Source organism: Escherichia sp. MOD1-EC6162 (assembly GCF_002965125.1).
GTDB lineage: Bacteria > Pseudomonadota > Gammaproteobacteria > Enterobacterales > Enterobacteriaceae > Escherichia > Escherichia marmotae.
This window is the reverse complement of the sequence record NZ_PTSB01000011.1, coordinates 121744-144699: the sequence shown is the minus strand read 5'-3', so window position 1 is coordinate 144699 and position 22956 is coordinate 121744. Positions and strand designations below refer to the sequence as shown.

Below are 22956 nucleotides of genomic sequence, written 5' to 3'. Positions count from 1 at the left end.
TTCTTATCTCAATTCTTAGGCTTCTCACCCATTCGCCGTAAAAATTGCTGCTGTAGCCCCAACAAATCCGATAACGTCAGTAACTGGTAATCCAGCCCCTTCTGCTTTGCGATATCCGCAATAATGCGACTTAACGCCGGATAGTGGCGATGATTCCAGTGGGGAAAAAGATGATGGGTAAGATGCAAATTAATCCCGCCCAACCAATAACCAAGCGATGCCGGTTGTGGCGTCCAGTCAAAGGTTGTAGCGAAAGTATGAGCCAGCCTGCCCACTGCTATTTTCCCCTCTTCTGGCGGCAACTGGGTATTCCCCTTTGCCCAATGTGTTCCTATGATCAGCATGACAAAGATCAGAGAAGCGAGCATTTGACTGAGCAAATAAATCAGCAGAATAGCCCTAAAACTAAACACATCGGACAATAGCCAGAAAGGAAGCAGCAGGCACATGGCGAAGTGCGCCAGTTTGCCGCCTAAAAAATACCCCCAGCCAGTAAAACCACGCAATGCCAGATGCGGCGTTACCGGCGTGAACCCTCCACGATCGAGCCAGTCCACTACCCAGATATACCAGGGAAAGGTTAGCGCCGCGACCAGCGGCCAGTAGCGATGTTGCTGGCGCATAAAAGGTCGCCACCGTTGCCATGGCGTCTGGCGAAGAATGCCATTTTCTGCGGTGTCAGGATCGTAAAATTCGATATTGGTAAAACCGTGATGAAAGCGTACATGGCGCACCCGCCAGCAGTCAGGATCAAGCCCTATCGGAAAAGCAACCATCCGATTAAGCCAGGCATTGGCCTTTTTACCACGCCAAAATGCATCGTGCGAAGCGTCATGCACCACATTGACTGCTAACAACATGGCGCAAAATATCATCGCCAGATACCACAATAGATATAACACCCACTGGCTTTGAGACAACGCCAGTGAATAACAGGATAGGCAAGCAATAATCAGTGTCACCATTTTGGCGAATGCCCATCCGTCGGCATATCGATGATCACCTGATTTTGCCAGATACGCTTTCGTACCCTTTTGCAACTGTTTTACCAGGTGCGGATCATCGGCAGGAAAAGTGATTAACCTGTTGGGATTAAACAGGTTCATAGTGTTTCCTTAGCGACTTACGCCCCACACCACTCACGAATAACACACAATGGGCCAGCAAAACGCCAGCTAATCCCTTCCAGAGCAGAGTGCTCCATGAACACATATAAAGAATAAAATAAAGCAGTGACAACGTCACAGAGCACCACAAAATCATTCCCCAACGTTGTCCATCGCCCATGCCCCCCAGAGCTACTGAGCCTGCCACCAGTAACACGAATAATACAGCCTGCTCACTGGTAATATACTCAATGCCATAGCCATATTGCTGGATGTAGCCCAGCACCATCATAAACAGCAGAATAACCCCTGCACCCACAGCCCACGGAGAACTCTGGTATCGGCGTTCAATCGCTTTGCCAACAGAGTGAAAACCCATTAAGCGTAAAAAAGGCAGATTACTTTCGCGCATCGGATTACAGGATAATCGACTATTTTTTACGCCATAGGCAACATTGCCATGATCCGGCCCGGCGCTATACGAACCAAAAAGTTTATCCCACAACAAAAAGGTGCCACCGTAATTGGTATCGGCATATTGTTTTTCATTCAAATGATGGATGCGATGGTGAGAAGGCGTGATCAGCACCTTTTCCAGCCAACCCAGTTTCGGCGTTAGCGCATTATGGTTAAAAAACTGCCAACTGTAATGCGCGATGGAAACTGCCAGAAAGACACTTAGTGGTACTCCAAGCAGCGCCAGCAGCATAAAAAACGGAATTGAGGTCAATGAGGAGTACCACGAGTTACGTACACCTAATGACAGGTTGTAGTGTTCCCCCTGATGATGCACTACATGAACCGCCCACAGCGGGCGCACCTCGTGATGCCATCGATGTAGCCAGTAAAAACCGAAATCCCACACCAGCAAAGTAAACAGCCACAGCAGGATCACGGGCGCATTATCAAACAGCCCAAAGCTAAAGTGATTGACCACCAGGCTATAGCAGAGTACTTCCAGGCAGCGAAATAGCCACAGCATCATATGTCCGGAGTTGATATTGAAAATAACGTCCAGCCAGTCGATTTTCTGTCGTCCTGATACTTGCAATACTCCGGCTTCGACTAACACAAATAACATCATCAGGATAATAGGGGTTAATAAGTCACTCATGATTCATATTCCTTTCTCGCCTGTCGCGCATATCCAGCCACGCAGCTATCCAACCGCAAATCAACGCCAACATCACGCCACCGACTAAATCAATAAATAAATGCCTGCGTAATTGCAGAATTGAAAAGGCGATAGCTATCGCCCAAACCACGCTCATCAGCGTCAGCCAACGGTTCCCCTTTTTGGCTATTGCCCATACTGTCAACAGAGTGAGCGCAGCGTGTAAAGAAGGGAAACAGTTCTGGCTTGAGTCAATCGCTATCAGCCCGTTTAGTGCACCCGCAGATACCCCAGACTGCACAAACGGGGGATATTGCATTGTTGTGGGCCAGAGAAGATAAAACACACCAGCCGCCAGTGCCGAAAGTTGCATTGACCGGGCCAGCCAGCGCAGGTGGGAAAGTGGTGTTGATAAATAGCCTAACGGTACAACAAGAAAAAACGAGAGATACAACCACACGGCTGAAGGAGAAAATGGAATCAGATTATCAATCACGGAAGGCGTTAATTGACATCCCTCACCTTGCAGGCGATCGCTAAAGTTGTAGATAACCCCAACAGTTCCCCAGCCAAACAGCATCTGTTTCAGGCGTCGCAACAGATTGCTCATTCCCGCCTCCACTGACGCACAATCCGCCGCCGCTTGGCTGTAAAAGCAACGGGCACAGTTTGCGATTCCAGCGACCATATCAGTTGCTCTACCGCGATATTCTGGCGCATAAACAAGGCATTCAACGCCTCCCGACAATGCTCCAGCATCCGCAGTTCGCAATCAGCTAATAACGTCAACTGTGCTGCTCCGGTTTGTAGCAGTCGATAATCGGCTGTTAGCGGCAACGTCATCGCCAGCACACGACTACAGGCATCGGCAAAAACGGTCTGAACATCACCAGATCTTGTCGGCAGTTGCAGTTGATCATCCTGCCGCCCTTCGATACGCGCAATCGCCATTGTCGCGCTGCCACAGGGGCATGGCTGTTCGCTTGCCACCAACACGTCATCAAGTCGATAACGCACCACCGGTTGTGTAGTGCGAGTAAAGTCAGTGACGATCGGTACGAAACGGCGTTCATCCAGCCATTGTGGTTCAACGTGAATAAATTCTTCATTGAGATGTAACGTGCCACAACGGCAGGTAGAAGCGAGAAACCCTTCTGTCGCCTGATAAATTTCGCCCACATTGTTGAACACGCTGCGCAGTAATTCCCTGTCCTGCGGCTCCAGAACTTCCGCCACCGAAACCACTTTTTTGACCTTCAGCGTCAAATCTCCCGCAATGACCGCCAGCGCGAGTGCGCGTAATACCTGAGCTGGTGCGACAATGATCGTAGGCGAACGTTGTTCCAGCCGTTTGGTTTGCGCCTGGAATGGCGCTAACAGATCGTAAAAATCGAGGCTTAACCAGCGATTATTCACACTTTGATTGAGGTTGTTATCTGCTCGCAGAAACAGTGCTACTCGCTCTTTGGCAAACAATCCATCGGGCAACACTTTTGCCAGCACACCTGCGGCCCAAATCTGCTGCTCCTGTGGGCTAACGACAAAAAGCCCACGACGCCCCGATGTGCCAGATGAAAGTCCAACGCTGAACTTGCCAACACAGGGTTTAAAATCACGGCTCTGCTCACTGCGCATCGCACAGGCGAGAAGCTCATCGCGCTTTAAACCTGCGGTATTCATCTCATCGAAATGCGTCATCATTAACGCTTTGTCCATCAATGGCCACTGGTTAAAGGGCAACGCCAGATAACGCTGAAACCACAGACTTTTAGACAAGGTATTTTGCCGGAACAAATGCAACCTTTTTGCCTGCCAGTTTTCCAGCGCCTGACGATCGGTAAAATGCAGCCTGCGGGTACGAAAGTAGCGCCAGAGCAACGTCAGCAGGATCATAGTTCCCCCTCGTGGCATAATCGAATATCCACTGCGCCGTTTTGCCAAAGCTGATGTAATTGCCCAAGCGTGCGGTAGTAGGCGTGGCTGTCAGACATAACCAGATGCGCCAGCGGTGACGGTCCACGCAGTTCCCGATAACTAGCAGGTGCCCACGCGGCATCGGCAGCCAGTAAAATCCAGCCGTCATCAGTAAGAACAAACGCCCCAATGTGTCCGACAGCATGGCCCGGCAGCGGTACAAGAATGACTTCACCACGGCTTTCTGGTAGCAAGTAACCATGCTCAAACGGTGCCAGTTGTGCAGGCAAACTTACCGCTTCAAAACTTTCAATAAAACGGAGTGAGGACTCAAAACTCTCCGGGATTAGCCCTGGCACAAAGGCCTGGCGCAGCGCAGCGACACCACGCAGAGTTCTTACCTGCCGCCAGCCTTCACCAGAACAGATGCAGGCGACATTAGGGAAATCTCGCAGGCCAGCAATATGATCGGCGTGAAAATGCGACAGAATAATCGTATCAACATCTTTCGCCATCAGTCCCTGTGCGGAGAGTTGACGTACCAGCGCTTGTTGCGGATCGAAATATACCGGAGTGACCTGACGATAAAAGCGAAATACGCCGGCTTGCGTGTAATGTGCAAACCACGAAGAATAGCCGGTGTCCCACAGCCAGCGTTTCTCACCCGCTTCCAGCAGCCACGCACGGGCGGGGAATTTACACACTTTCAGCCCTGCCCCTTTCAGCGCAATACAGCCAATATGTGTACACCAGCCCGTTTCAAATGCGGTTATTTTTGCCATGTTCCCTCAGCCATTGTCCCGTGATTGCAATACCTTGTTCCATCGAAAAGCGCGGGTGATATCCCAGCTCTGTAATGGCCTTTTGCGCACTCAGCGTCATATCAAAACAGAGTGTTCCGGCGCTGTAACGTGTGATGACAGGTTCCTGATTAACGCATTTCCCGTACAGTTCCAGGCCTCGCGCAACCACAGAAAGCAATGGCCAGGGAACGGCAGCAATTCGGTAGCTCAAGCCCAATTGCTGGTGCAGCAAGGCGTCAAACATTACAGATAATTTCTGCGGCTGATGATTACTGATGTTGTAAATACTGCCCGAGCGTAAGCCTGCAACCTGTGTTGCCAGTTGCATGGCATACACCACGTTCTGCACGAAAGTGAGATCCAGTAACGCTTCACCACCCCGCGGCAAGCGTAAGCAGCCGCCGCCCTGTTGCAGTTGCTGCATCAGACGGGGAACAATCACCTGGTCATGAGGGCCAAACAAACCACGGGGACGCAAAAGAATAAACCTCGTGGCAGGATATTGAGCTACTGCCCTGGCAATAGCCTGCTCAGCGGCGTATTTACTGCGGGCGTAATGGCTGGAGAATGCTCGCGCAAGATAGGTTTCTTGCAAGTCATAGTGATGTTGAAAATCAAAGTAAACCGCAGGCGTAGAGATATGGATAAACCGGGGGATCCTCAGCCTGCCTGCCGCCTGTGCCAGAGTGTGGGTCGCTTTGACATTGGCGAGCCAGAATGCCGTTTTGTTGCCCCAGGGCGAAGACTTCGCCGCACAGTGCCAGACAGCATCGCAGCCTTCTACCAGCCGTGCGCAATCATCCTCAGTTGCCAGGGTTAAATCGAGAGCCACAAACTGTGCGCCTGCGCTTGTCAGATTTTTACCGACCTCGCAATTTCGCCCTGTCGCCACTACCGACACACCCGATTGCAACAAATATTGCACGGCATTTCGCCCCAGGCCGCTGGTTGCCCCCGTCACGAGGATCTTCACGGTAAAAGCACCAGACCAGCCAGTGTTAATCCTGCTGCCGTGCCAATCAACATCGCAGGTCTACCTGCAGTGAAACGACCGCTAATCACCGCTTCATGCAGCGCTGTGGGTATAGAGGCCGCCACCTGATTGCCGTAGAAACGGTAGACATCGACGAGCGCGGGTCCCGGCACTTGCAGCCGTTTTCGCATATGTTCAAGGGATAGATGACTGGCCTGGTGAGGAACGACCGTGCCGATATCACTCAGTCGCAGGTCGCTTTTTTGCAGTAAGCGCGAAAAATAATCTTCAATAATCGAAGAGGCAAAACGAAACAGCGGTTTCCCCTGCATATGAAAAAGAAAGTCGCTGTTACTGACGCCTGAGCGTGGATTACACCGCGTGCCGCCAGCGCGTATTTCACATAGTTCGCTGCCTTCGGGGTACATTTCGATCAGGCTGGCAATAATCCCGCTGCGACCATTGCCCCGCTCAACAATCGCGCACGCCGCACCATCACCAAAAATTAATGACGATTCTTCATGGTTCCAGTCAATACCGCGTGAAGCGATATCCGCCGAAACGATGGCGATCCGCCGATATGCTCCGCTGTTTAATAATCCGGCAGCCACTTCCAGTGCAGAAATAAAGCTAACGCAACTGCTGTTGATATCAAACCCGGCAATGCCTGCAGGCATGGCTGCGGCTTTGAGAATATGAATTGCGCTACAGGGTAATGCCTGTACAGCAACGGCTGACGCACAAATTAACAGATCAATATCACACGGTTTTAACGCAGCAGTCGACAACGCATTATGCAAAGCTTCTGCTGCTAGTTCGGCCTGACTGGCGTCGTTACTGGCGAAATAACGCCAGCAAATGCCGGAACGTCGCTCAACATAGCCCGCAGGTTTATTTAGCTGAACATCCAGTTGTTGAGAAGTGATTTTATTCGGTGGTAAGGCGATCCCCGTGGCGATTATTTTTAACGCCGCGGAGATCGTCGGTTGATTAGGTCGATCCACGGTCAGTGCTCCTTCACTGCTCCAGGGGGACATATCATAGAGGTGGGATACGTTTCCCTACAATCCGAAAAAATTGACAGTGTGTAACTGGCAATTTCAGCAGGCTGACAACGTACTCTGCGTTATGCCGGATGCGGCGTGAGGCCTACAAAAATGAGCTAATTCCATATATTGCAGAATTCTCGTAGGCCTGATAAGCGCAGCGCATCAGGCACTTTGCCATTTTGCGCCAGACGACTTATTTTTCTGGCTTAGTGGCGAGCACGCACCAACTGATACTTACGCGTCAAATACTCTACCGGTACGCTCCAGATGTGTACCAGACGCGAGAACGGGAACAGCAGGAATAAAGTCATCCCCAGCACCAGGTGCAGACGGAAAATAAACGCCACGCCGTCGAGGTGTTGAGAAGCGCCACCGTGGAAGGTCACTACTGACTGCGCCCAACCAACCAGTTTCATCATCTCACTACCGTCCATATGCTGAGCGGAGAATGGAATGGTCAGCAAACCCAGTGCACACTGGATGACTAACAGTGACAGGATCAGGATGTCTGCTCCGGTAGTGGTTGCACGCACGCGCGGGCTGAACAGACGGCGTTTCAGTAACAGCACACCACCAATCAGGCACAGCACGCCGCTGGCACCACCAGCAAACATCGCCATTTTCTGTTTCACTTCAATCGGCAGCCACGCTTCGTAAACCCAGTGCGGCGTCAGCATACCGAGGAAGTGACCGACAAAAATCCCCAGAATCCCGATATGGAACAGGTTCGACGCCAGGTTCATCCCTTTGCGATCCAGCATCTGGCTGGACGCCGCGCGCCAGGTGTACTGCCCGTAGTCATAGCGCAGCCAGCTACCAATCAGGAAGACCGCCCCTGCAATGTACGGGTAGATATCAAAGAAGAACATATTCAGGAATTGCATTAGTGCTGTCCTCCGGTGGTGATATTCAGATATTGCGGCGCGACGGCACCCGCAAAGCGACGTTGATGGGCAGTGATTGCCGAATCACCGCAGCCTTTGTCAGCAAAGAACTTAACCTGCTCTTCTTCCCAGACGGCATCCAGCGCCTGCGGCGTATCATCGCGTGCTTCATCGGCAATTTTTTCCGCCACTTTGTCGCTGTCGATAGCGGTATTCGCCAGTTTGAGCAGCAAATCAAACAACACCGCGTAGCGGCTCTCACGCTGTTGCAGACGAGCACTCAGCAACGCCAGAATCGGCGCAATGTCCTGCAAGCCTCCTACCGCTTCGCTTTTCGGCAACTGCGCCAGATACTCCAGATACAGCGGCAGATGATCTGGCAATTCACGGCTATTTAGCTGCAAGCCGTGCTGCTCGTACTGCGCCAACAGGTCAACCATTGCCTGGCCACGATCGCGGGATTCGCCATGAACATGTTCGAACAGCAGTAGCGATGTGGCGCGACCACGGTCAAACAGTTCGCTGTACTGCGCCTGCGCATCCAGCGGATCAAGCGCGGTTAAATCACGCAGGAAAATGCCCAGCGCATGGGCATCTTCTTTCTGTAAGTTTTCCGACGCGGCAATAGCCTCAAACATCTCTTGTTGATGCTGCCACAAGGCAGCATCCGGATATTCAAGGAGGCGCGAAACAATCACGAGTTCGATCATGGATGCGGCTCCGTTTTGCTGGTCACGTCGATGGCATCGATACGGCGGCTGTTGAACAGATTAAATTTCGTATCTGAGCCGTGGCAGCCGTCACCAAAGGTAAAGCCGCAGCCATTTTTCTCCGGGAAAGCTTCCCGCGCCAGTTCACGATGGCTGCTCGGCACCACAAAGCGATCTTCATAGTTAGCAATCGCCAGATAACGGTACATCTCCTGCGCCTGAGCTTCGGTCAGACCGACCTCTTCCAGCGCACGGGTATCGACTTTACCGTCAACGGTTTCAGCTCGTTTGTAATGACGCATTGCCAGCATACGTTTCAGCGCGAGCAGCACCGGTTGGGTATCACCGGCGGTCAGCAGATTCGCCAGATACTGAACCGGGATACGCAGACTTTCAACGTCTGGCAGAATGCCGTTGCTACCCAGTTCGCCCGCATCTGCCGCAGACTGAATCGGTGACAGAGGCGGAACGTACCAGACCATCGGCAGCGTGCGATATTCCGGATGCAGCGGCAGCGCCAGCTTCCACTCCATCGCCATTTTATAAACCGGCGACTGCTGTGCCGCTTCAATAACACTCAGCGGAATACCGTCCTTAATTGCCTGCTCAATGACTTTCGGATCGTTCGGATCGAGGAACACTTCCAGTTGGCGCTGGTAGAGATCTTTCTCGTTCTCGGTGCTGGCTGCACGTTCAATAGCGTCCGCATCGTACAGCAGCACGCCGAGATAACGGATACGACCCACGCAGGTTTCTGAACACACGGTCGGTTGACCCGCTTCAATACGCGGATAGCAGAAAATGCATTTCTCAGACTTACCGCTCTTCCAGTTGAAGTAGATTTTTTTGTACGGGCATCCGGTGATGCACATACGCCAGCCACGGCATTTATCCTGATCGATCAGGACGATGCCATCTTCTTCACGCTTGTAGATCGCACCGCTCGGGCAGGTCGCCACACATGCCGGGTTCAGACAGTGTTCGCACAGGCGCGGCAGATACATCATGAAGGTGTTTTCGAACTGGCTATACATCGCCTTCTGGATGTTGTCGAAGTTCTTGTCTTTCGCCAGTTTGTCAAATTCGCCGCCCAGGTCATCTTCCCAGTTCGGCCCTTTTTCGATTTTCGCCATCCGTTCGCCAGTAATCAGCGAACGCGGGCGAGCAATCGGCTGCGATTTGCTGCCTTCCGGCGCGGTATGCAGGTTCTGATAGTCAAAATCGAACGGCTCGTAATAATCGTCGATCCCCGGCAGATGCGGGTTAGCGAAGATTTTACCCAACAACATGGCGCGGTTACCCATGCGCGGTTGCAGTTTGCCGTTGATTTTACGGATCCAGCCGCCTTTATATTTTTCCTGGTTTTCCCAGTCGGTCGGGAAACCCTGACCCGGCTTGGTTTCAACGTTGTTGAACCACGCGTACTCCACGCCTTCGCGGCTGGTCCAGACGTTTTTACAGGTAACTGAACAGGTGTGGCAGCCGATGCACTTATCGAGATTCAGCACCATGCCGACTTGTGAACGAATTTTCATTTTACGCTCTCCTGTACCTGGTCATTGCCTTCGCCATCTAACCAGTCAATGTTCTTCATCTTACGCACTACAACAAACTCATCGCGGTTAGAACCTACTGTGCCGTAGTAGTTAAAGCCGTATGCCAGATGGGCATAGCCACCGATCATATGCGTCGGTTTCGGCGTAATACGGGTGACCGAGTTATGGATGCCCCCACGCTGTTGGGTGATTTCTGAACCAGGCAAGTTAACGATACGTTCCTGCGCGTGGTACATCATGGTCATCCCTGCCGGAACACGCTGGCTGACAACCGCACGGGCAGTTAGCGCACCGTTGCTGTTGAAGACTTCAATCCAGTCGTTATCGGCAATACCCAGCTCTTTCGCATCAGCTTCGCTCAGCCAGACCACCGGGCCACCGCGACCTAAGGTCAGCATCAGCAGGTTGTCGCTGTAAGTGGAGTGGATCCCCCACTTCTGGTGCGGCGTCAGGAAGTTGAGGGCTTTTTCCGGATTACCGTTGGATTTCTGCCCCATCACTTCTTTCACCGAACGGGTGTCGATCGGCGGACGATAAACCAGCAGGCTTTCACCGAAATCACGCATCCACTGATGATCCTGATACAACTGCTGACGACCAGAGAGCGTGCGCCACGGAATCAACTCGTGAACGTTGGTGTAACCGGCGTTGTAAGAAACGTGTTCGTCTTCCAGACCAGACCAGGTCGGGCTGGAGATAATTTTACGCGGCTGTGCCTGAATATCGCGGAAGCGGATCTTCTCGTCTTCTTTATTCAGCGCCAGATGCGTATGGTCACGACCAGTAAACTCACTCAGTGCCGCCCAGGCTTTCACGGCCACCTGACCGTTGGTTTCTGGTGCCAGCGTCAGGATCATTTCTGCCGCATCAATCGCCGTGTTGAGCATCGGCTGGCCTTTCGCCGGACCTTCCGCTTTGGTGTAGTTGAGCTTACGCAGCAGATCCATCTCGCTCTGGGTGTTCCAGGCGATACCTTTACCACCGTTGCCGATTTTCTCCATCAGCGGACCGATAGAGGTAAAGCGTTCGTAAGTTGCCGGATAATCGCGCTCTACGACCATAATGTGCGGTGCGGTTTTACCTGGGATCAGGTCGCATTCGCCTTTTTTCCAGTCTTTTACATCCAGCGGCTGCGCCAGTTCAGCGGCAGAATCGTGTTGGATCGGCAGCGTGACGATGTCGGTTTCTTTACCCAGATGACCAACGCACACTTCGGAGAATTTCTTCGCGATGGCTTTGTAGATTTCCCAGTCACTTTTCGCTTCCCAGGCCGGATCGACCGCCGCAGACAGCGGGTGAATAAACGGATGCATATCCGAAGTATTCATGTCGTCTTTTTCGTACCAGGTTGCAGTCGGCAAAATGATGTCGGAGTAGAGACAGGTGCTCGACAGACGGAAGTCCAGCGTCACCACCAGATCCAACTTGCCTTCCAGACCGTTGTCCTGCCAGTCCACTTCTTCCGGCTTCACTCCGCCCTGCTGCCCCAGATCTTTGCCCTGGATACCATGTTCCGTCCCCAGCAGGTACTTGAGCATAAACTCGTGACCTTTACCGGAAGAACCCAGCAGGTTAGAACGCCAGATGAACAGGTTACGCGGATGGTTTTTGCCGTTTTCCGGCTGCTCCGCAGCAAAACGAATGGAACCGTCTTTCAGGGATTTCACCGTATAGTCAACCGGATTCATCCCGGCTTTTTCTGCTTCACGTGCGATGGTCAGCGGGTTAGTGCCTAACTGCGGAGCAGATGGCAGCCAGCCCATACGTTCAGCACGCACGTTAAAGTCGATCATGTGGCCGGTATAACGGGATTTATCCGCCAGCGGTGACAGCAGCTCTTCCGCCGTGACGGTTTCATAACGCCACTGGCTGGAGTGGTTATAGAAATAAGAGGTACTGTTCATATGACGTGCCGGACGCTGCCAGTCAAGGGCAAACGCCAACGGCTGCCAGCCGGTTTGCGGACGCAGTTTTTCCTGACCTACGTAGTGTGCCCAGCCGCCGCCGCTCTGACCGACACAACCGCAGAAAATCAGCATGTTGATCAGACCACGATAGTTCATATCGAGGTGATACCAGTGGTTCAGACCGGCACCAACGATAATCATCGAACGACCGTGCGTTTTATCAGCGTTGTCAGCAAATTCACGGGCTATACGGATAATTTGCGAACGTGAGACACCGGTGATCTTCTCAGCCCAGGCCGGAGTGTAGGCTTTCACATCATCATAGCTGGTTGCGCAGTTGACGTCGTTCAGACCACGTTCCAGGCCATAGTTTGCCAGCGTCAAGTCATAAACCGTAGTCACCAGCGCGGTGCTGCCATCAGCCAGTTGCAGGCGTTTCACCGGCAGTTTGTGCAGCAGAACGTTTTCCAGTTCCACTTTGTTAAAGTGTTCAGTGCCGTCGCCGCCAAAGTACGGGAAGCCCACTTCAGCAATCTCATCCTGGCTACCCAGCAGGCTAAGTTGCAGTTCGGTTTCTTCGCCGGTTTTGCCGTCACGTTGCTCCAGATTCCATTTGCCCTTCTCGCCCCAGCGGAAGCCAATAGAACCATTCGGCGCGACCATTTCGCCTTGCGTATTAAAGGCCACGGTTTTCCATTCAGGATTGTTTTCCTGGCCCAGCGCGTCAACCAGATCGGCGGCACGCAGCATACGACCCGCAGCGTAATAACCATCGCGTTCTTCCAGCATCACCAGCATCGGCATGTCGGTGTAGCGACGCACATAGTCGGTGAAATACTGACTTGGGTTATCAAGATGGAACTCACGCAGCATTACGTGGCCCATCGCCAGCGCCATCGCCGCATCGGTGCCTTGTTTCGGTGCCAGCCACAGGTCGCACAGTTTAGCGATCTCAGCATAGTCAGGTGTTACGGCAACGGTTTTGGTGCCTTTGTAACGCACTTCGGTAAAGAAGTGAGCATCTGGAGTACGGGTCTGCGGAACGTTAGAACCCCAGGCAATGATGTAGCTGGAGTTGTACCAGTCAGCAGATTCCGGCACGTCAGTCTGCTCACCCCAGGTTTGCGGAGAAGCTGGAGGCAGGTCGCAGTACCAGTCATAGAAGCTTAAGCAAGTACCGCCAATCAGGGAGAGATAGCGGGCACCCGATGCGTAAGAAACCATCGACATTGCCGGGATTGGCGAGAAACCAGCAACACGGTCCGGACCGTAGTTTTTGATGGTGTAAACGTTAGACGCGGCGATCAGTTCGTTCACTTCCTGCCAGGAAGAACGAACAAAACCACCGCGTCCACGCGCTTGCTTAAAGCTTTTCGCCTTATCGGCGTCTTCAATAATAGAAGCCCATGCCTCAACCGGATCGCTATGCAGCGCTTTCGCTTCACGCCACATTTTCATCAGGCGTTTGCGCATCATCGGGTATTTCAGGCGGTTGGCGCTATAGAGATACCAGGAATAGCTGGCACCGCGCGGGCAGCCGCGAGGTTCATGGTTTGGCAGATCCGGACGGGTACGCGGATAGTCAGTCTGCTGGGTTTCCCAGGTCACCAGACCGTTTTTAACGTAGATTTTCCAGCTACAGGAGCCGGTGCAGTTTACCCCGTGGGTAGAGCGGACGATTTTGTCATGCTGCCAACGCTGGCGATATCCATCCTCCCAGTCACGGTTGGTATTGAGAAGCTGGCCATGCCCATCGGCAAAGGTTTCACCCTTCTGTTTGAAGTAGCGAAACCGGTCCAGGAATTTACTCATCGGTTTTCTCCTGTGGGAGCCTGTCGGCTCTCTGATAAATCGACATTGCTAATGTTTAAAATGAAGGTAACGCTCTGAAACGTCGTGGGAATTGATAACGATCAAGTGTGGAGGGGATGAAAAATAAAGTAATTTCCTAATATACCTCTTTGGGGTAATTAAAATGTTTCACCTAACATATTGTAAGTTAATAACTTTTACATCTAAGCACATTTAAACGCTTCGGATTTTTATACAGGTGGGTATTAAGGAGTATCCCCCATGGATGACATATTAATGATGCTTAATGACGCCGTTGAAATAATTATCCCTCTGAAAGTATGTTGTAACTAAATGACAAATAAAAAAAGCGCGACATTACGCCGCGCAAAGGATAATCAAATATTACGATTTATTTTTTAGAATGCCGACCATATACCACCCAGGTAATTACCACGCAGGCGATATAGAAAATCAAAAATACTTTCATTGCACCGACTGGCGAACCCGTTAATGCCAGTGAGCTACCGAACGCTTTCGGGATAAAGAAGCCACCGATAGCACCAATGGCAGAGATAAAGCCCAGCGCCGCTGCAGTGTCGGTTGCTGCCTCACGCATAGCGCGTTCGTCAGAACCACCTTCTGCTTTCACGCGATCCATCGTCAGTTTACGGAAAATCACGGAAATCATCTGGAAGGTGGAACCACTCCCCAACCCCGCCGTCAGGAACAGCGCGAGGAAGACCGCGAAGAACGCCATGAAACTTCCGCCCTGCCCGTCAGTCGGTAAGGTGAGGAACAGCAGGCCGCTGAAAATCGCCATCAGGACAAAGTTCACCAGCGTTACACGGGTGCCGCCGAGACGGTCAGACAGAGCCCCCCCCGCAGAACGTGCCAGTGCGCCAATAAACGGTCCGAAGAAGGCGTAGTGCAGAATCTGCACATCCGGGAACTGCGTTTTTGACAGCATGGCAAAACCCGCAGAGAAGCCGATGAAGGAGCCGAAAGTCGCCAGATACAGCAGGCTCATAATCCACAGATGACCCCGTTTGAGTACCGGCAACTGCTCCTTGATGGAGGCTTTCGAGGTAGCAAGGTCGTTCATGCCAAACCACGCCGCAATGGTGAAGATGGCGAGGAACGGCACCCATATCCAGGAGGCGTTAGCCAGATACAATTCGCTGCCATCCGGTTGTGTTACGCCCTGGCTACCAAATGCAGCAAAAATCGACAGTGATACCACCAGCGGAGCAACCAACTGCATAACGCTGACGCCCATGTTACCCAGACCACCATTCAGGCCCAGCGCGCCACCCTGTTTCTGCTTCGGAAAGAAGAAGCTGATGTTTGCCATACTGGAAGCGAAGTTCGCGCCAGCAAAGCCGCACAGCAGAGAAATGATGATAAATACGCTGTATGGCGTAGTGGTATCCTGCACGGCAAAACCCAGCCAGACACAAGGAATAATCAGAATACCAGTACTAAACGCCGTCCAGCGACGCCCACCGAAGATTGGAACCATAAAGGAGTATGGCACCCGCAATAATGCGCCAGAAACCGAAGGTAGTGCGGTTAAAAGAAATAGCTGATCGGTCGTAAAATTAAAGCCGACTTTCGGTAAGTTCACCGCGACAGCACTGAATAACATCCATACGCAAAACGCCAGCAGCAGACAGGGAACGGAAATCCACAGGTTGCGGCTGGCAATACGTTGACCGCGTTGTTGCCAGAACGCAGGATCTTCCGGTCGCCAATCTGTAATGACAGCTCCAGTAGCCCTTTCGGGGGCGGATGAGTGACTCATAGACACCTCTGATACTCGTTTCGATGTCTGCCACCTTAGTGGCTGTAGCTAAAGGTAATTTGATATAAATCAAACGACAATATAACTTTATCTATCATTGATATTTATCATTACCCATAGTGAGTACAGAGATTTCATAAAAATTATGAGATTTTTCACGGCGCTGTAAAATCCCTACCCTTACTGATGTAAAACGCCTAACCACACGGCAAATAAGGAGTAACTCTTTCCGGGTATGGGTATACTTCAGCCAATAGCTGAGAATAATGCCATTTCAGAATGTATCATCACATTCATTAAGGTTATTGCTCATTCAAAGCCTGAAGGAAGAGGTTTACATGCTTAAACGTTGTCTCTCTCCGCTCACCCTGGTCAATCAGGTTGCGCTTATTGTTTTGCTTTCTACCGCTATTGGACTGGCGGGGATGGCGGTTTCTGGCTGGCTGGTGCAAGGCGTTCAGGGCAGCGCTCATGCCATCAACAAAGCAGGATCGCTGCGTATGCAAAGTTACCGCCTGCTGGCAGCGGTGCCATTAAGCGAGAAAGACACGCCGTTGCTAAAAGAGATGGAGCAAACCGCCTTTAGCCCAGAATTAAGCCGTGCCGCAGAACGCGACGGGCAACAGGAACAACTAAAAAGTTTGCAGGAGTACTGGCGCAATGAACTCGTTCCAGGACTATTACGTGCGCAAACCAGAGAAACCGTATCGGCAGACGTCAGTCAGTTTGTTGCCGGGCTGGATCAGTTAGTCTCAGGTTTTGATCACACCACTGAAATGCGCATTGAGACGGTAGTGATGGTCCACCGGGTGATGGCGGTGTTTATGACATTGCTCTTGGTCTTCACCATTATCTGGCTGCGAGCGCGACTGCTGCAACCGTGGCGGCAATTGCTGGCGATGGCGAGTGCGGTAAGTCACCGTGATTTTAGCCAGCGGGCACATATCAGCGGTCGCAATGAAATGGCGATGTTAGGAACAGCGCTGAACAATATGTCTGCGGAACTGGCGGAGAGTTATGCCGTACTTGAGCAGCGAGTACGGGAAAAAACCGCCGGTCTGGAACATAAAAATCAGATCCTCTCTTTTTTGTGGCAGGCTAACCGTCGTTTGCATTCTCGCGCCCCGCTGTGTGAACGCCTGTCTCCCGTACTCAACGGCTTACAAAATTTAACCCTACTGCGTGATATCGAACTGCGGGTGTATGACACTGAAGATGAAGAGAACCATCAGGAGTTCACCTGCCAGTCGGATATGACCTGCGATGACAAAGGCTGCCAACTCTGCCCGCGCGGCGTATTACCTGTTGGCGATCGCGGCACGACCCTGAAATGGCGACTGACCGATTCTCATATGCAGTACGGAATTTTGCTGGCGACTCTGCCGCAGGGCCGCCATCTAAGCCATGATCAACAGCAACTGGTGGATACGCTGGTTGAGCAATTAACCGCCACTCTGGCACTGGATCGCCATCAGGAACGCCAGCAGCAGTTGATCGTGATGGAAGAGCGTGCCACCATTGCGCGCGAACTGCATGATTCTATTGCCCAATCTCTCTCTTGCATGAAGATGCAGGTGAGTTGTTTACAGATGCAAGGCGACGCGCTGCCAGAAAGCAGCCGCGACCTGTTAAGCCAGATCCGTAACGAACTGAATGCTTCCTGGGCGCAGTTGCGTGAGCTGCTCACCACATTCCGTTTACAGCTCACCGAACCGGGGTTACGCCCGGCACTGGAAGCAAGTTGTGAAGAATACAGCGCCAAATTTGGCTTTCCGGTGAAGCTGGATTACCAATTGCCACCGCGCCTGGTGCCTTCGCATCAGGCAATCCATCTGTTGCAAATTGCCCGTGAGGCATTAAGTAACGCCCTCAAACATTCGCAAGCGAGCGAGGTCGTGGTAACAGTGGCGCAAAACGATAATCAGGTCAAACTGACCGTCCAGGATAACGGCTGCGGAGTGCCTGAAAATGCCATCCGCAGCAATCACTACGGCATGATAATTATGCGTGACCGTGCGCAAAGTCTGCGTGGCGACTGCCGCGTCCGCCGTCGTGAATCAGGTGGCACCGAAGTGGTGGTCACTTTTATTCCCGAAAAAACTTTCACAGACGTCCAAGGAGATACCCATGAGTAATCAGGAACCGGCTACTATCCTGCTGATCGACGATCACCCGATGCTGCGAACTGGCGTAAAACAGCTTATCAGCATGGCCCCCGATATCACCGTGGTTGGCGAAGCAAGTAATGGCGAGCAGGGTATTGAACTGGCGGAATCTCTCGATCCGGATCTGATTCTGCTTGATCTGAATATGCCCGGCATGAACGGTCTGGAAACGCTGGATAAACTGCGTGAAAAATCTTTATCCGGTCGCATTGTGGTATTCAGCGTCTCTAACCATGAAGAGGACGTGGTCACCGCCCTGAAACGCGGCGCAGATGGCTATCTGTTAAAAGATATGGAGCCGGAAGATCTGTTGAAAGCGTTACATCAGGCTGCTGCTGGCGAAATGGTATTAAGCGAGGCGTTAACCCCCGTTCTGGCCGCCAGCCTGCGTGCTAACCGCGCGACTACTGAACGCGACGTCAACCAGTTAACGCCGCGCGAGCGCGATATTCTGAAGCTGATTGCTCAGGGCTTACCGAATAAGATGATTGCCCGCCGCCTGGACATCACAGAAAGCACGGTAAAAGTACATGTGAAGCACATGCTGAAAAAAATGAAGCTCAAATCTCGTGTGGAAGCCGCGGTATGGGTGCATCAGGAACGTATTTTCTGATTATGGTTCCCAGCGCAGTTCGTCCTTTGCCATCGCATCGAAAGGTTCGGCAAGCGTTAGCGTGATCTCATTGGAGGAGACACGCTGTCCCTGGTTATCTTCCACCACCACCGACAATCGCCAGTGATTGCTCGCCCCTTCCCCGCTCTGCCAGTCCGGCATGATCAGCGTCCAGCCATCCGTACTGTTGGCAGTTGCTCCCGACGTCAGACTTAACATCTGCGTATCTCCCTGCCAGATCAATTGGCGAATACCGTAACGACTGTGGATTTGTAATTTCAGCGGTACAGATTCGCCGGGTTTAAGATCCCAGGGCGGCGTCGCCAGAAACACCGTTAAAGTTTTACGCTGATGATACTCAATAACCGGCAAATTATTTCGCTGCGGATTGTCATAGCGACTACCGCGCAGCGACTGACTTTCCGCAACTTCACCAGCAGACAGTTGTTTATTGAGCGGCACGCCAAAACGGTAGTTAATATTCAGTCCGAGGTTATTTTGGCGTTCTCCACTTTCGCCTTGTTTATGCTGGGCGGTCACTGTGACGAGTGGCACAGGTGTGTAATTTAGCCCCAGACTCAAGGCAACTGGATTGTGATACCCCGTGCCAGAGTTAAACAGATCAACACTCTGGCCAAAATATTGTTCGACGCTGACGCTGGTGTTGATATGTTGGTAAAACGGCATTCGCATTCGGGCGGTCAGATCGTAACCGCGCGCCATACGTTGCTCAAGCGAAGCTGTCTGTTCACGCCATGAGGCAAAAGGCTGATAATAATTTGCCGACAGGCGCAGATATTCTCCCCAGGCTTCAGCGCCAAAGCCTGCCCGCTGAAGATTTTCATCCAACAAGTTGTCATAAAACGTGTTGTATCCCATCAACCACGAGCCATGCTTCCAGCGTTGACCCACGCCAAGATTACTTACCAGACCATCGTCCTGCTGGGTCAGTCCAACCTGGCTCCATGTGAGATAGCGCTCGTTATCCAGCAACGGTACAAACCAGCTTCCCCGACTTCCGGTGAAATGTCCTTCGTTATCCACTTTGACGTCAACACTGGCGTTCCCCCACGGCGAAAGCCAGGATTCTACATGCTGATTAACCTGCTGGCTAAGCGCATCACGGACTTTTCCCAGCGCAAAGGCTTTCGCTTGTTCGCCTGTATCCTGACCGTTATCAGTCATACTGGTTTCGCCAAAATCTTTCACAATTTCAGCGAAGTGTTTTTCACCGTCATGATTTTCCGGTGCCATTCCTAAATCCGGCAGACCATCATTATCGTTATCAAAAGGATTTGTCGATTGCTGCTCAAAGGATGGCTGTGCATCAGCCATACCGCCTGCCAGCAGCAAGAGTAAAAAAAGCGGGATAACACGAAAGACGATACGGCTCAAAACGTCAGTAGTTTCCGATAAAAATGAACACTCATTACTTTATAGAATAACGATTACTGGTAACTTTTCTCGTACTTTCTCACGCTTTATGGAAAATCCTAAAAATGCGGCAAATTGGTCAGACAGCACAAAAACAGTAAGATATAAATAGAAAGTCTAATTCTCTGAATACAGGAGTGAATAATGCAAAAAATCGTGATCGTTGCCAATGGAGCCCCCTACGGGAGTGAATCCTTATTTAACAGCCTGCGGCTGGCCATTGCGCTACGAGAGCAGAAGAGCGACCTGGATCTGCGTCTGTTTCTGATGTCTGATGCGGTCACTGCCGGATTGCGCGGACAAAAACCAGGGGAAGGCTACAATATTCAGCAAATGCTGGAGATCCTCACGGCGCAAAATGTACCCGTGAAACTGTGCAAGACCTGCACCGATGGTCGCGGCATCAGCCCACTTCCGCTGATTGACGGGGTTGAAATTGGCACCCTGATCGAACTGGCGCAATGGACGCTGGCAGCCGATAAAGTGCTCACATTTTAATGTCTGGCGGGGCGTCCGACGCCCCACTATGACAGATGTTTCATCAGGCAAATCCTGGCCGTAACACACCATCCGGAAAATTATCCGCCAGCAGTTTTTTCACCGACACCAGCAAATCATTTAACCCGTCATCCTGCATCCCCAGCTTGATAAGCTCTTGTTCCAGTGAAAACAGGTATTGTGCGTTGGTTCCCAGCGGACCGCTCGCTGCCGCAATCAACGGCGCGATGACCTGAGCACGAGTGTCGGATTCATATTCTGGATGCCGTGGATCCATAATAAATACCAGTGCGTTTACTGTGCGCCCGTCATCAAGATCAAGCTGGCACCAGGTTGGCAGATAACAGCCAGTAATCATCTCCCGCTTCCACAGCAAAGTCAGTTCCTGCTCGAGCGCCCCTTCCGGTAAGCGATACGCCACCCCTGTGGTGCGACCGCCCTCTTTCAGAGCAAGCATCCGTCCCGGCTGGTGCACTGTCCCGCGCCCCGCGGTCAGACGCAGACAAAACGCCCGGTGCCACCCAACCAACGTACCGGTACACGACTCGATAAACTCCAGCGCCGGATTCCACATCAGCGACCCATAGCCGAAGATCCACACCGGTCCGTTATCAGGACGGCAAGCCAGCGTCGCCGCCAGCGAGGCCGCCCGTTGTTCTGCTGACCATAAGAGTGATTCTTCAATGGCACCAAATGCCGTTTTACAATCGGCATTCATTAAGAAATCACGCGTTATCACCTTATACCTCCGCCACTGCATACTTCCTTGCGACAACTTATTGGTGTCTTCCGGACATTTTTACTGCTCATTTTGAAACCACTCTCGGGACAATATGCATTTCTCAGACCACTTGCAAGGCGACGCCGCACGAATAGCTTTAGTTCATCTCTGGGGATTACTCTTTTTTATGCCATTTATCATCATCCCCTTTGGCATATTCATGTTTCACTGCGGACCAGGCCACTTTATGCGCTGTCTCTTCACGACTGGCGTCATCACGCCGATCTTCTTTATCTTTATATTGATCCCAGGCGCTGTTGAATGCCTCTTTATAGATATCCTGGGCATGAGACGGTAGAACGTGTTTTACATTTTCTGGCAGATCGCTTTTTGTTTTATACGGCATTACTGACTCCTTTTTAAAGGTGAACTTTAAGTGTGGTCAACAATATCCACGCTTGCCAGCGTATAAGAATTCCCACGTTAGAATCTTCTTAAGAGACGCTAATACAAACATTGGCTAAACGCGTTGATTATTTTTATCCCCCAAAGAGTAAAAAAGCGGCAGCGGGGTAAAATTTCGTAAAATGTTACCGATATCCAGACACTTTCTGTTATTTTTTCCACCGATTTATTACATTTCCGACAAATTCATCTGCAAAGGGATAACCATAATGACAAATGCTCACGAGGCGGTAAAAACCCGCCACAAGGAGACCTCGCTTATTTTCCCGGTTCTGGCGCTGGTGGTGCTGTTCCTGTGGGGAAGCGCTCAGACACTACCAGTGGTCATTGCCATCAACCTTCTTGCGCTTATTGGTATTTTAAGCAGTGCCTTTAGTGTTGTCCGTCATGCTGACGTATTAGCGCATCGCCTGGGTGAACCTTATGGTTCTCTTATTCTTAGCCTTTCCGTGGTTATTCTTGAAGTCAGTCTGATCTCAGCCTTAATGGCGACCGGCGATGCCGCGCCGACGTTAATGCGAGATACGCTCTATTCAATCATTATGATTGTTACCGGTGGGCTGGTTGGTTTTTCATTACTGTTGGGCGGACGCAAATTTGCCACCCAATATATGAATCTGTTTGGTATTAAACAGTATTTGATCGCCCTGTTTCCGCTGGCAATTATTGTGCTGGTATTCCCGATGGCTCTGCCTGCGGCGAATTTCTCAACCGGTCAGGCGTTACTGGTGGCATTAATTTCCGCGGCAATGTACGGCGTATTTTTGCTGATTCAGACCAAAACGCACCAGAGTCTGTTTGTCTATGAGCACGAGGATGACAGCGATGATGACGATCCGCACCACGGCAAACCGTCTGCCCATAGCAGTCTGTGGCATGCTGTCTGGCTGATTATCCATCTGATAGCGGTGATTGCAGTCACCAAAATGAACGCCAGCCCACTGGAAACGCTCCTCACCAGCATGAATGCCCCGGTGGCCTTTACCGGTTTCCTGGTGGCACTGTTGATTCTTTCGCCGGAAGGTTTAGGGGCGTTAAAAGCCGTATTAAACAACCAGGTCCAGCGTGCGATGAATCTGTTCTTTGGTTCGGTATTAGCGACAATTTCACTGACCGTACCTGTCGTAACGCTGATCGCCTTTCTGACGGGCAACGAATTGCAGTTTGCTCTTGGTGCACCGGAGATGGTGGTGATGGTGGCCTCTTTAGTACTGTGTCATATCTCATTCTCCACCGGGCGTACTAACGTCCTCAACGGCGCAGCGCATCTGGCTCTGTTTGCCGCCTATTTGATGACGATATTTGCCTGACATTGATATCTCCCCTGATGACAGAGATCGGGGGAGATAAGAAAAATCCCTCCGTGTTTCATCTCTTTTGACCTTCCTGAGTAATTCATTAATCAGAATTGCGAGCCTGTGCCACCGCTTGCACGAAATCACTGCAACA

At 51.6% G+C, this 22956-nt stretch carries 19 protein-coding genes; 4 read left to right on the top strand and 15 right to left on the bottom strand.

Translation table 11 applies throughout. From position 1 onward, the window contains the following. Positions 1 to 8: 8 nt before the first annotated feature. From A9587_RS11795 to narK, 12 genes are all read right to left on the bottom strand, one after another. Entirely contained in the window at positions 9 to 1106 is a 1098-nt protein-coding gene (locus tag A9587_RS11795) for a fatty acid desaturase family protein (protein WP_001516513.1), read from the bottom strand. Beyond that, the gene (locus A9587_RS11790; RefSeq protein WP_001281649.1) at positions 1093 to 2220 is read right to left on the bottom strand and encodes a sterol desaturase family protein; all 1128 of its coding nucleotides are present in this window, start codon (positions 2218 to 2220) and stop codon (positions 1093 to 1095) included. Before A9587_RS11790 ends, A9587_RS11795 begins: the two co-directional genes overlap by 14 nt. Continuing rightward, positions 2213 to 2830, bottom strand: a complete 618-nt coding sequence (locus A9587_RS11785) for a phosphatase PAP2 family protein (RefSeq protein WP_010375759.1) — start codon at positions 2828 to 2830, stop codon at positions 2213 to 2215. The genes A9587_RS11790 and A9587_RS11785 overlap by 8 nt, the downstream gene beginning before the upstream one ends. Continuing rightward, on the bottom strand, positions 2827 to 4113 hold the full coding sequence (locus A9587_RS11780; protein ID WP_105263529.1) for a F390 synthetase-related protein: 1287 nt from the start codon (positions 4111 to 4113) through the stop codon (positions 2827 to 2829). Before A9587_RS11780 ends, A9587_RS11785 begins: the two co-directional genes overlap by 4 nt. After that, entirely contained in the window at positions 4110 to 4916 is an 807-nt protein-coding gene (locus A9587_RS11775; protein ID WP_105263530.1) for an MBL fold metallo-hydrolase, read from the bottom strand. The genes A9587_RS11780 and A9587_RS11775 overlap by 4 nt, the downstream gene beginning before the upstream one ends. Further along, a complete protein-coding gene (locus A9587_RS11770) occupies positions 4894 to 5910 on the bottom strand; it encodes an NAD-dependent epimerase/dehydratase family protein (RefSeq protein ID WP_105263531.1) in 1017 nt (338 codons plus the stop codon). The genes A9587_RS11775 and A9587_RS11770 overlap by 23 nt, the downstream gene beginning before the upstream one ends. Beyond that, positions 5907 to 6914 carry a 3-oxoacyl-[acyl-carrier-protein] synthase III C-terminal domain-containing protein gene (locus A9587_RS11765; RefSeq protein WP_105263532.1) on the bottom strand — a complete coding sequence of 336 codons (1008 nt, stop codon included), beginning with the start codon at positions 6912 to 6914 and terminating at the stop codon, positions 5907 to 5909. The genes A9587_RS11770 and A9587_RS11765 overlap by 4 nt, the downstream gene beginning before the upstream one ends. Positions 6915 to 7165: 251 nt before the next feature. Further along, the gene (narI, locus tag A9587_RS11760) at positions 7166 to 7843 is read right to left on the bottom strand and encodes a respiratory nitrate reductase subunit gamma (protein ID WP_001160120.1); all 678 of its coding nucleotides are present in this window, start codon (positions 7841 to 7843) and stop codon (positions 7166 to 7168) included. Continuing rightward, positions 7843 to 8553 carry a nitrate reductase molybdenum cofactor assembly chaperone gene (gene narJ / locus A9587_RS11755; protein ID WP_000571675.1) on the bottom strand — a complete coding sequence of 237 codons (711 nt, stop codon included), beginning with the start codon at positions 8551 to 8553 and terminating at the stop codon, positions 7843 to 7845. The genes narI and narJ overlap by 1 nt, the downstream gene beginning before the upstream one ends. Continuing rightward, positions 8550 to 10088, bottom strand: coding sequence for a nitrate reductase subunit beta (gene narH, locus A9587_RS11750; protein ID WP_000702663.1), 1539 nt, complete (start codon positions 10086 to 10088; stop codon positions 8550 to 8552). Before narH ends, narJ begins: the two co-directional genes overlap by 4 nt. Beyond that, positions 10085 to 13828 carry a nitrate reductase subunit alpha gene (locus A9587_RS11745; protein WP_000032963.1) on the bottom strand — a complete coding sequence of 1248 codons (3744 nt, stop codon included), beginning with the start codon at positions 13826 to 13828 and terminating at the stop codon, positions 10085 to 10087. Before A9587_RS11745 ends, narH begins: the two co-directional genes overlap by 4 nt. 391 nt (positions 13829 to 14219) lie before the next feature. Beyond that, on the bottom strand, positions 14220 to 15611 hold the full coding sequence (gene narK / locus A9587_RS11740) for a nitrate transporter NarK (protein ID WP_000019812.1): 1392 nt from the start codon (positions 15609 to 15611) through the stop codon (positions 14220 to 14222). A gap of 338 nt (positions 15612 to 15949) precedes the next feature. Here narK and narX point away from each other — a divergent pair, with 338 nt between their 5' ends. Both narX and narL read left to right on the top strand, forming a co-directional pair. Beyond that, the gene (gene narX / locus A9587_RS11730) at positions 15950 to 17746 is read left to right on the top strand and encodes a nitrate/nitrite two-component system sensor histidine kinase NarX (protein ID WP_016262059.1); all 1797 of its coding nucleotides are present in this window, start codon (positions 15950 to 15952) and stop codon (positions 17744 to 17746) included. Beyond that, positions 17739 to 18389, top strand: a complete 651-nt coding sequence (narL, locus tag A9587_RS11725; protein ID WP_000070491.1) for a two-component system response regulator NarL — start codon at positions 17739 to 17741, stop codon at positions 18387 to 18389. Before narX ends, narL begins: the two co-directional genes overlap by 8 nt. On the opposite strand, the gene A9587_RS11720 is transcribed toward narL, so the two are convergent. After that, positions 18390 to 19784 carry a YchO/YchP family invasin gene (locus A9587_RS11720; protein ID WP_016248766.1) on the bottom strand — a complete coding sequence of 465 codons (1395 nt, stop codon included), beginning with the start codon at positions 19782 to 19784 and terminating at the stop codon, positions 18390 to 18392. 183 nt (positions 19785 to 19967) lie between these two features. Here A9587_RS11720 and ychN point away from each other — a divergent pair, with 183 nt between their 5' ends. Continuing rightward, positions 19968 to 20321: a DsrE/F sulfur relay family protein YchN gene (gene ychN, locus A9587_RS11715; RefSeq protein ID WP_001516522.1), complete on the top strand. Its 354-nt coding sequence runs from the start codon at positions 19968 to 19970 to the stop codon at positions 20319 to 20321. Positions 20322 to 20364: 43 nt separating this feature from the next. Here ychN and chaC read toward each other — a convergent pair whose 3' ends face one another. Together chaC and chaB are read right to left on the bottom strand one after the other, a co-directional pair. After that, on the bottom strand, positions 20365 to 21060 hold the full coding sequence (chaC, locus tag A9587_RS11710; protein WP_061090500.1) for a glutathione-specific gamma-glutamylcyclotransferase: 696 nt from the start codon (positions 21058 to 21060) through the stop codon (positions 20365 to 20367). Between the two features lie 157 nt (positions 21061 to 21217). Next, positions 21218 to 21448: a putative cation transport regulator ChaB gene (chaB, locus tag A9587_RS11705; protein WP_001146437.1), complete on the bottom strand. Its 231-nt coding sequence runs from the start codon at positions 21446 to 21448 to the stop codon at positions 21218 to 21220. Positions 21449 to 21716: 268 nt separating this feature from the next. On the opposite strand from chaB, the gene chaA reads away from it, so the two are divergent. Beyond that, positions 21717 to 22817, top strand: a complete 1101-nt coding sequence (gene chaA, locus A9587_RS11700; protein WP_001516524.1) for a sodium-potassium/proton antiporter ChaA — start codon at positions 21717 to 21719, stop codon at positions 22815 to 22817. The last annotated feature ends 139 nt before the right edge of the window (positions 22818 to 22956 follow it).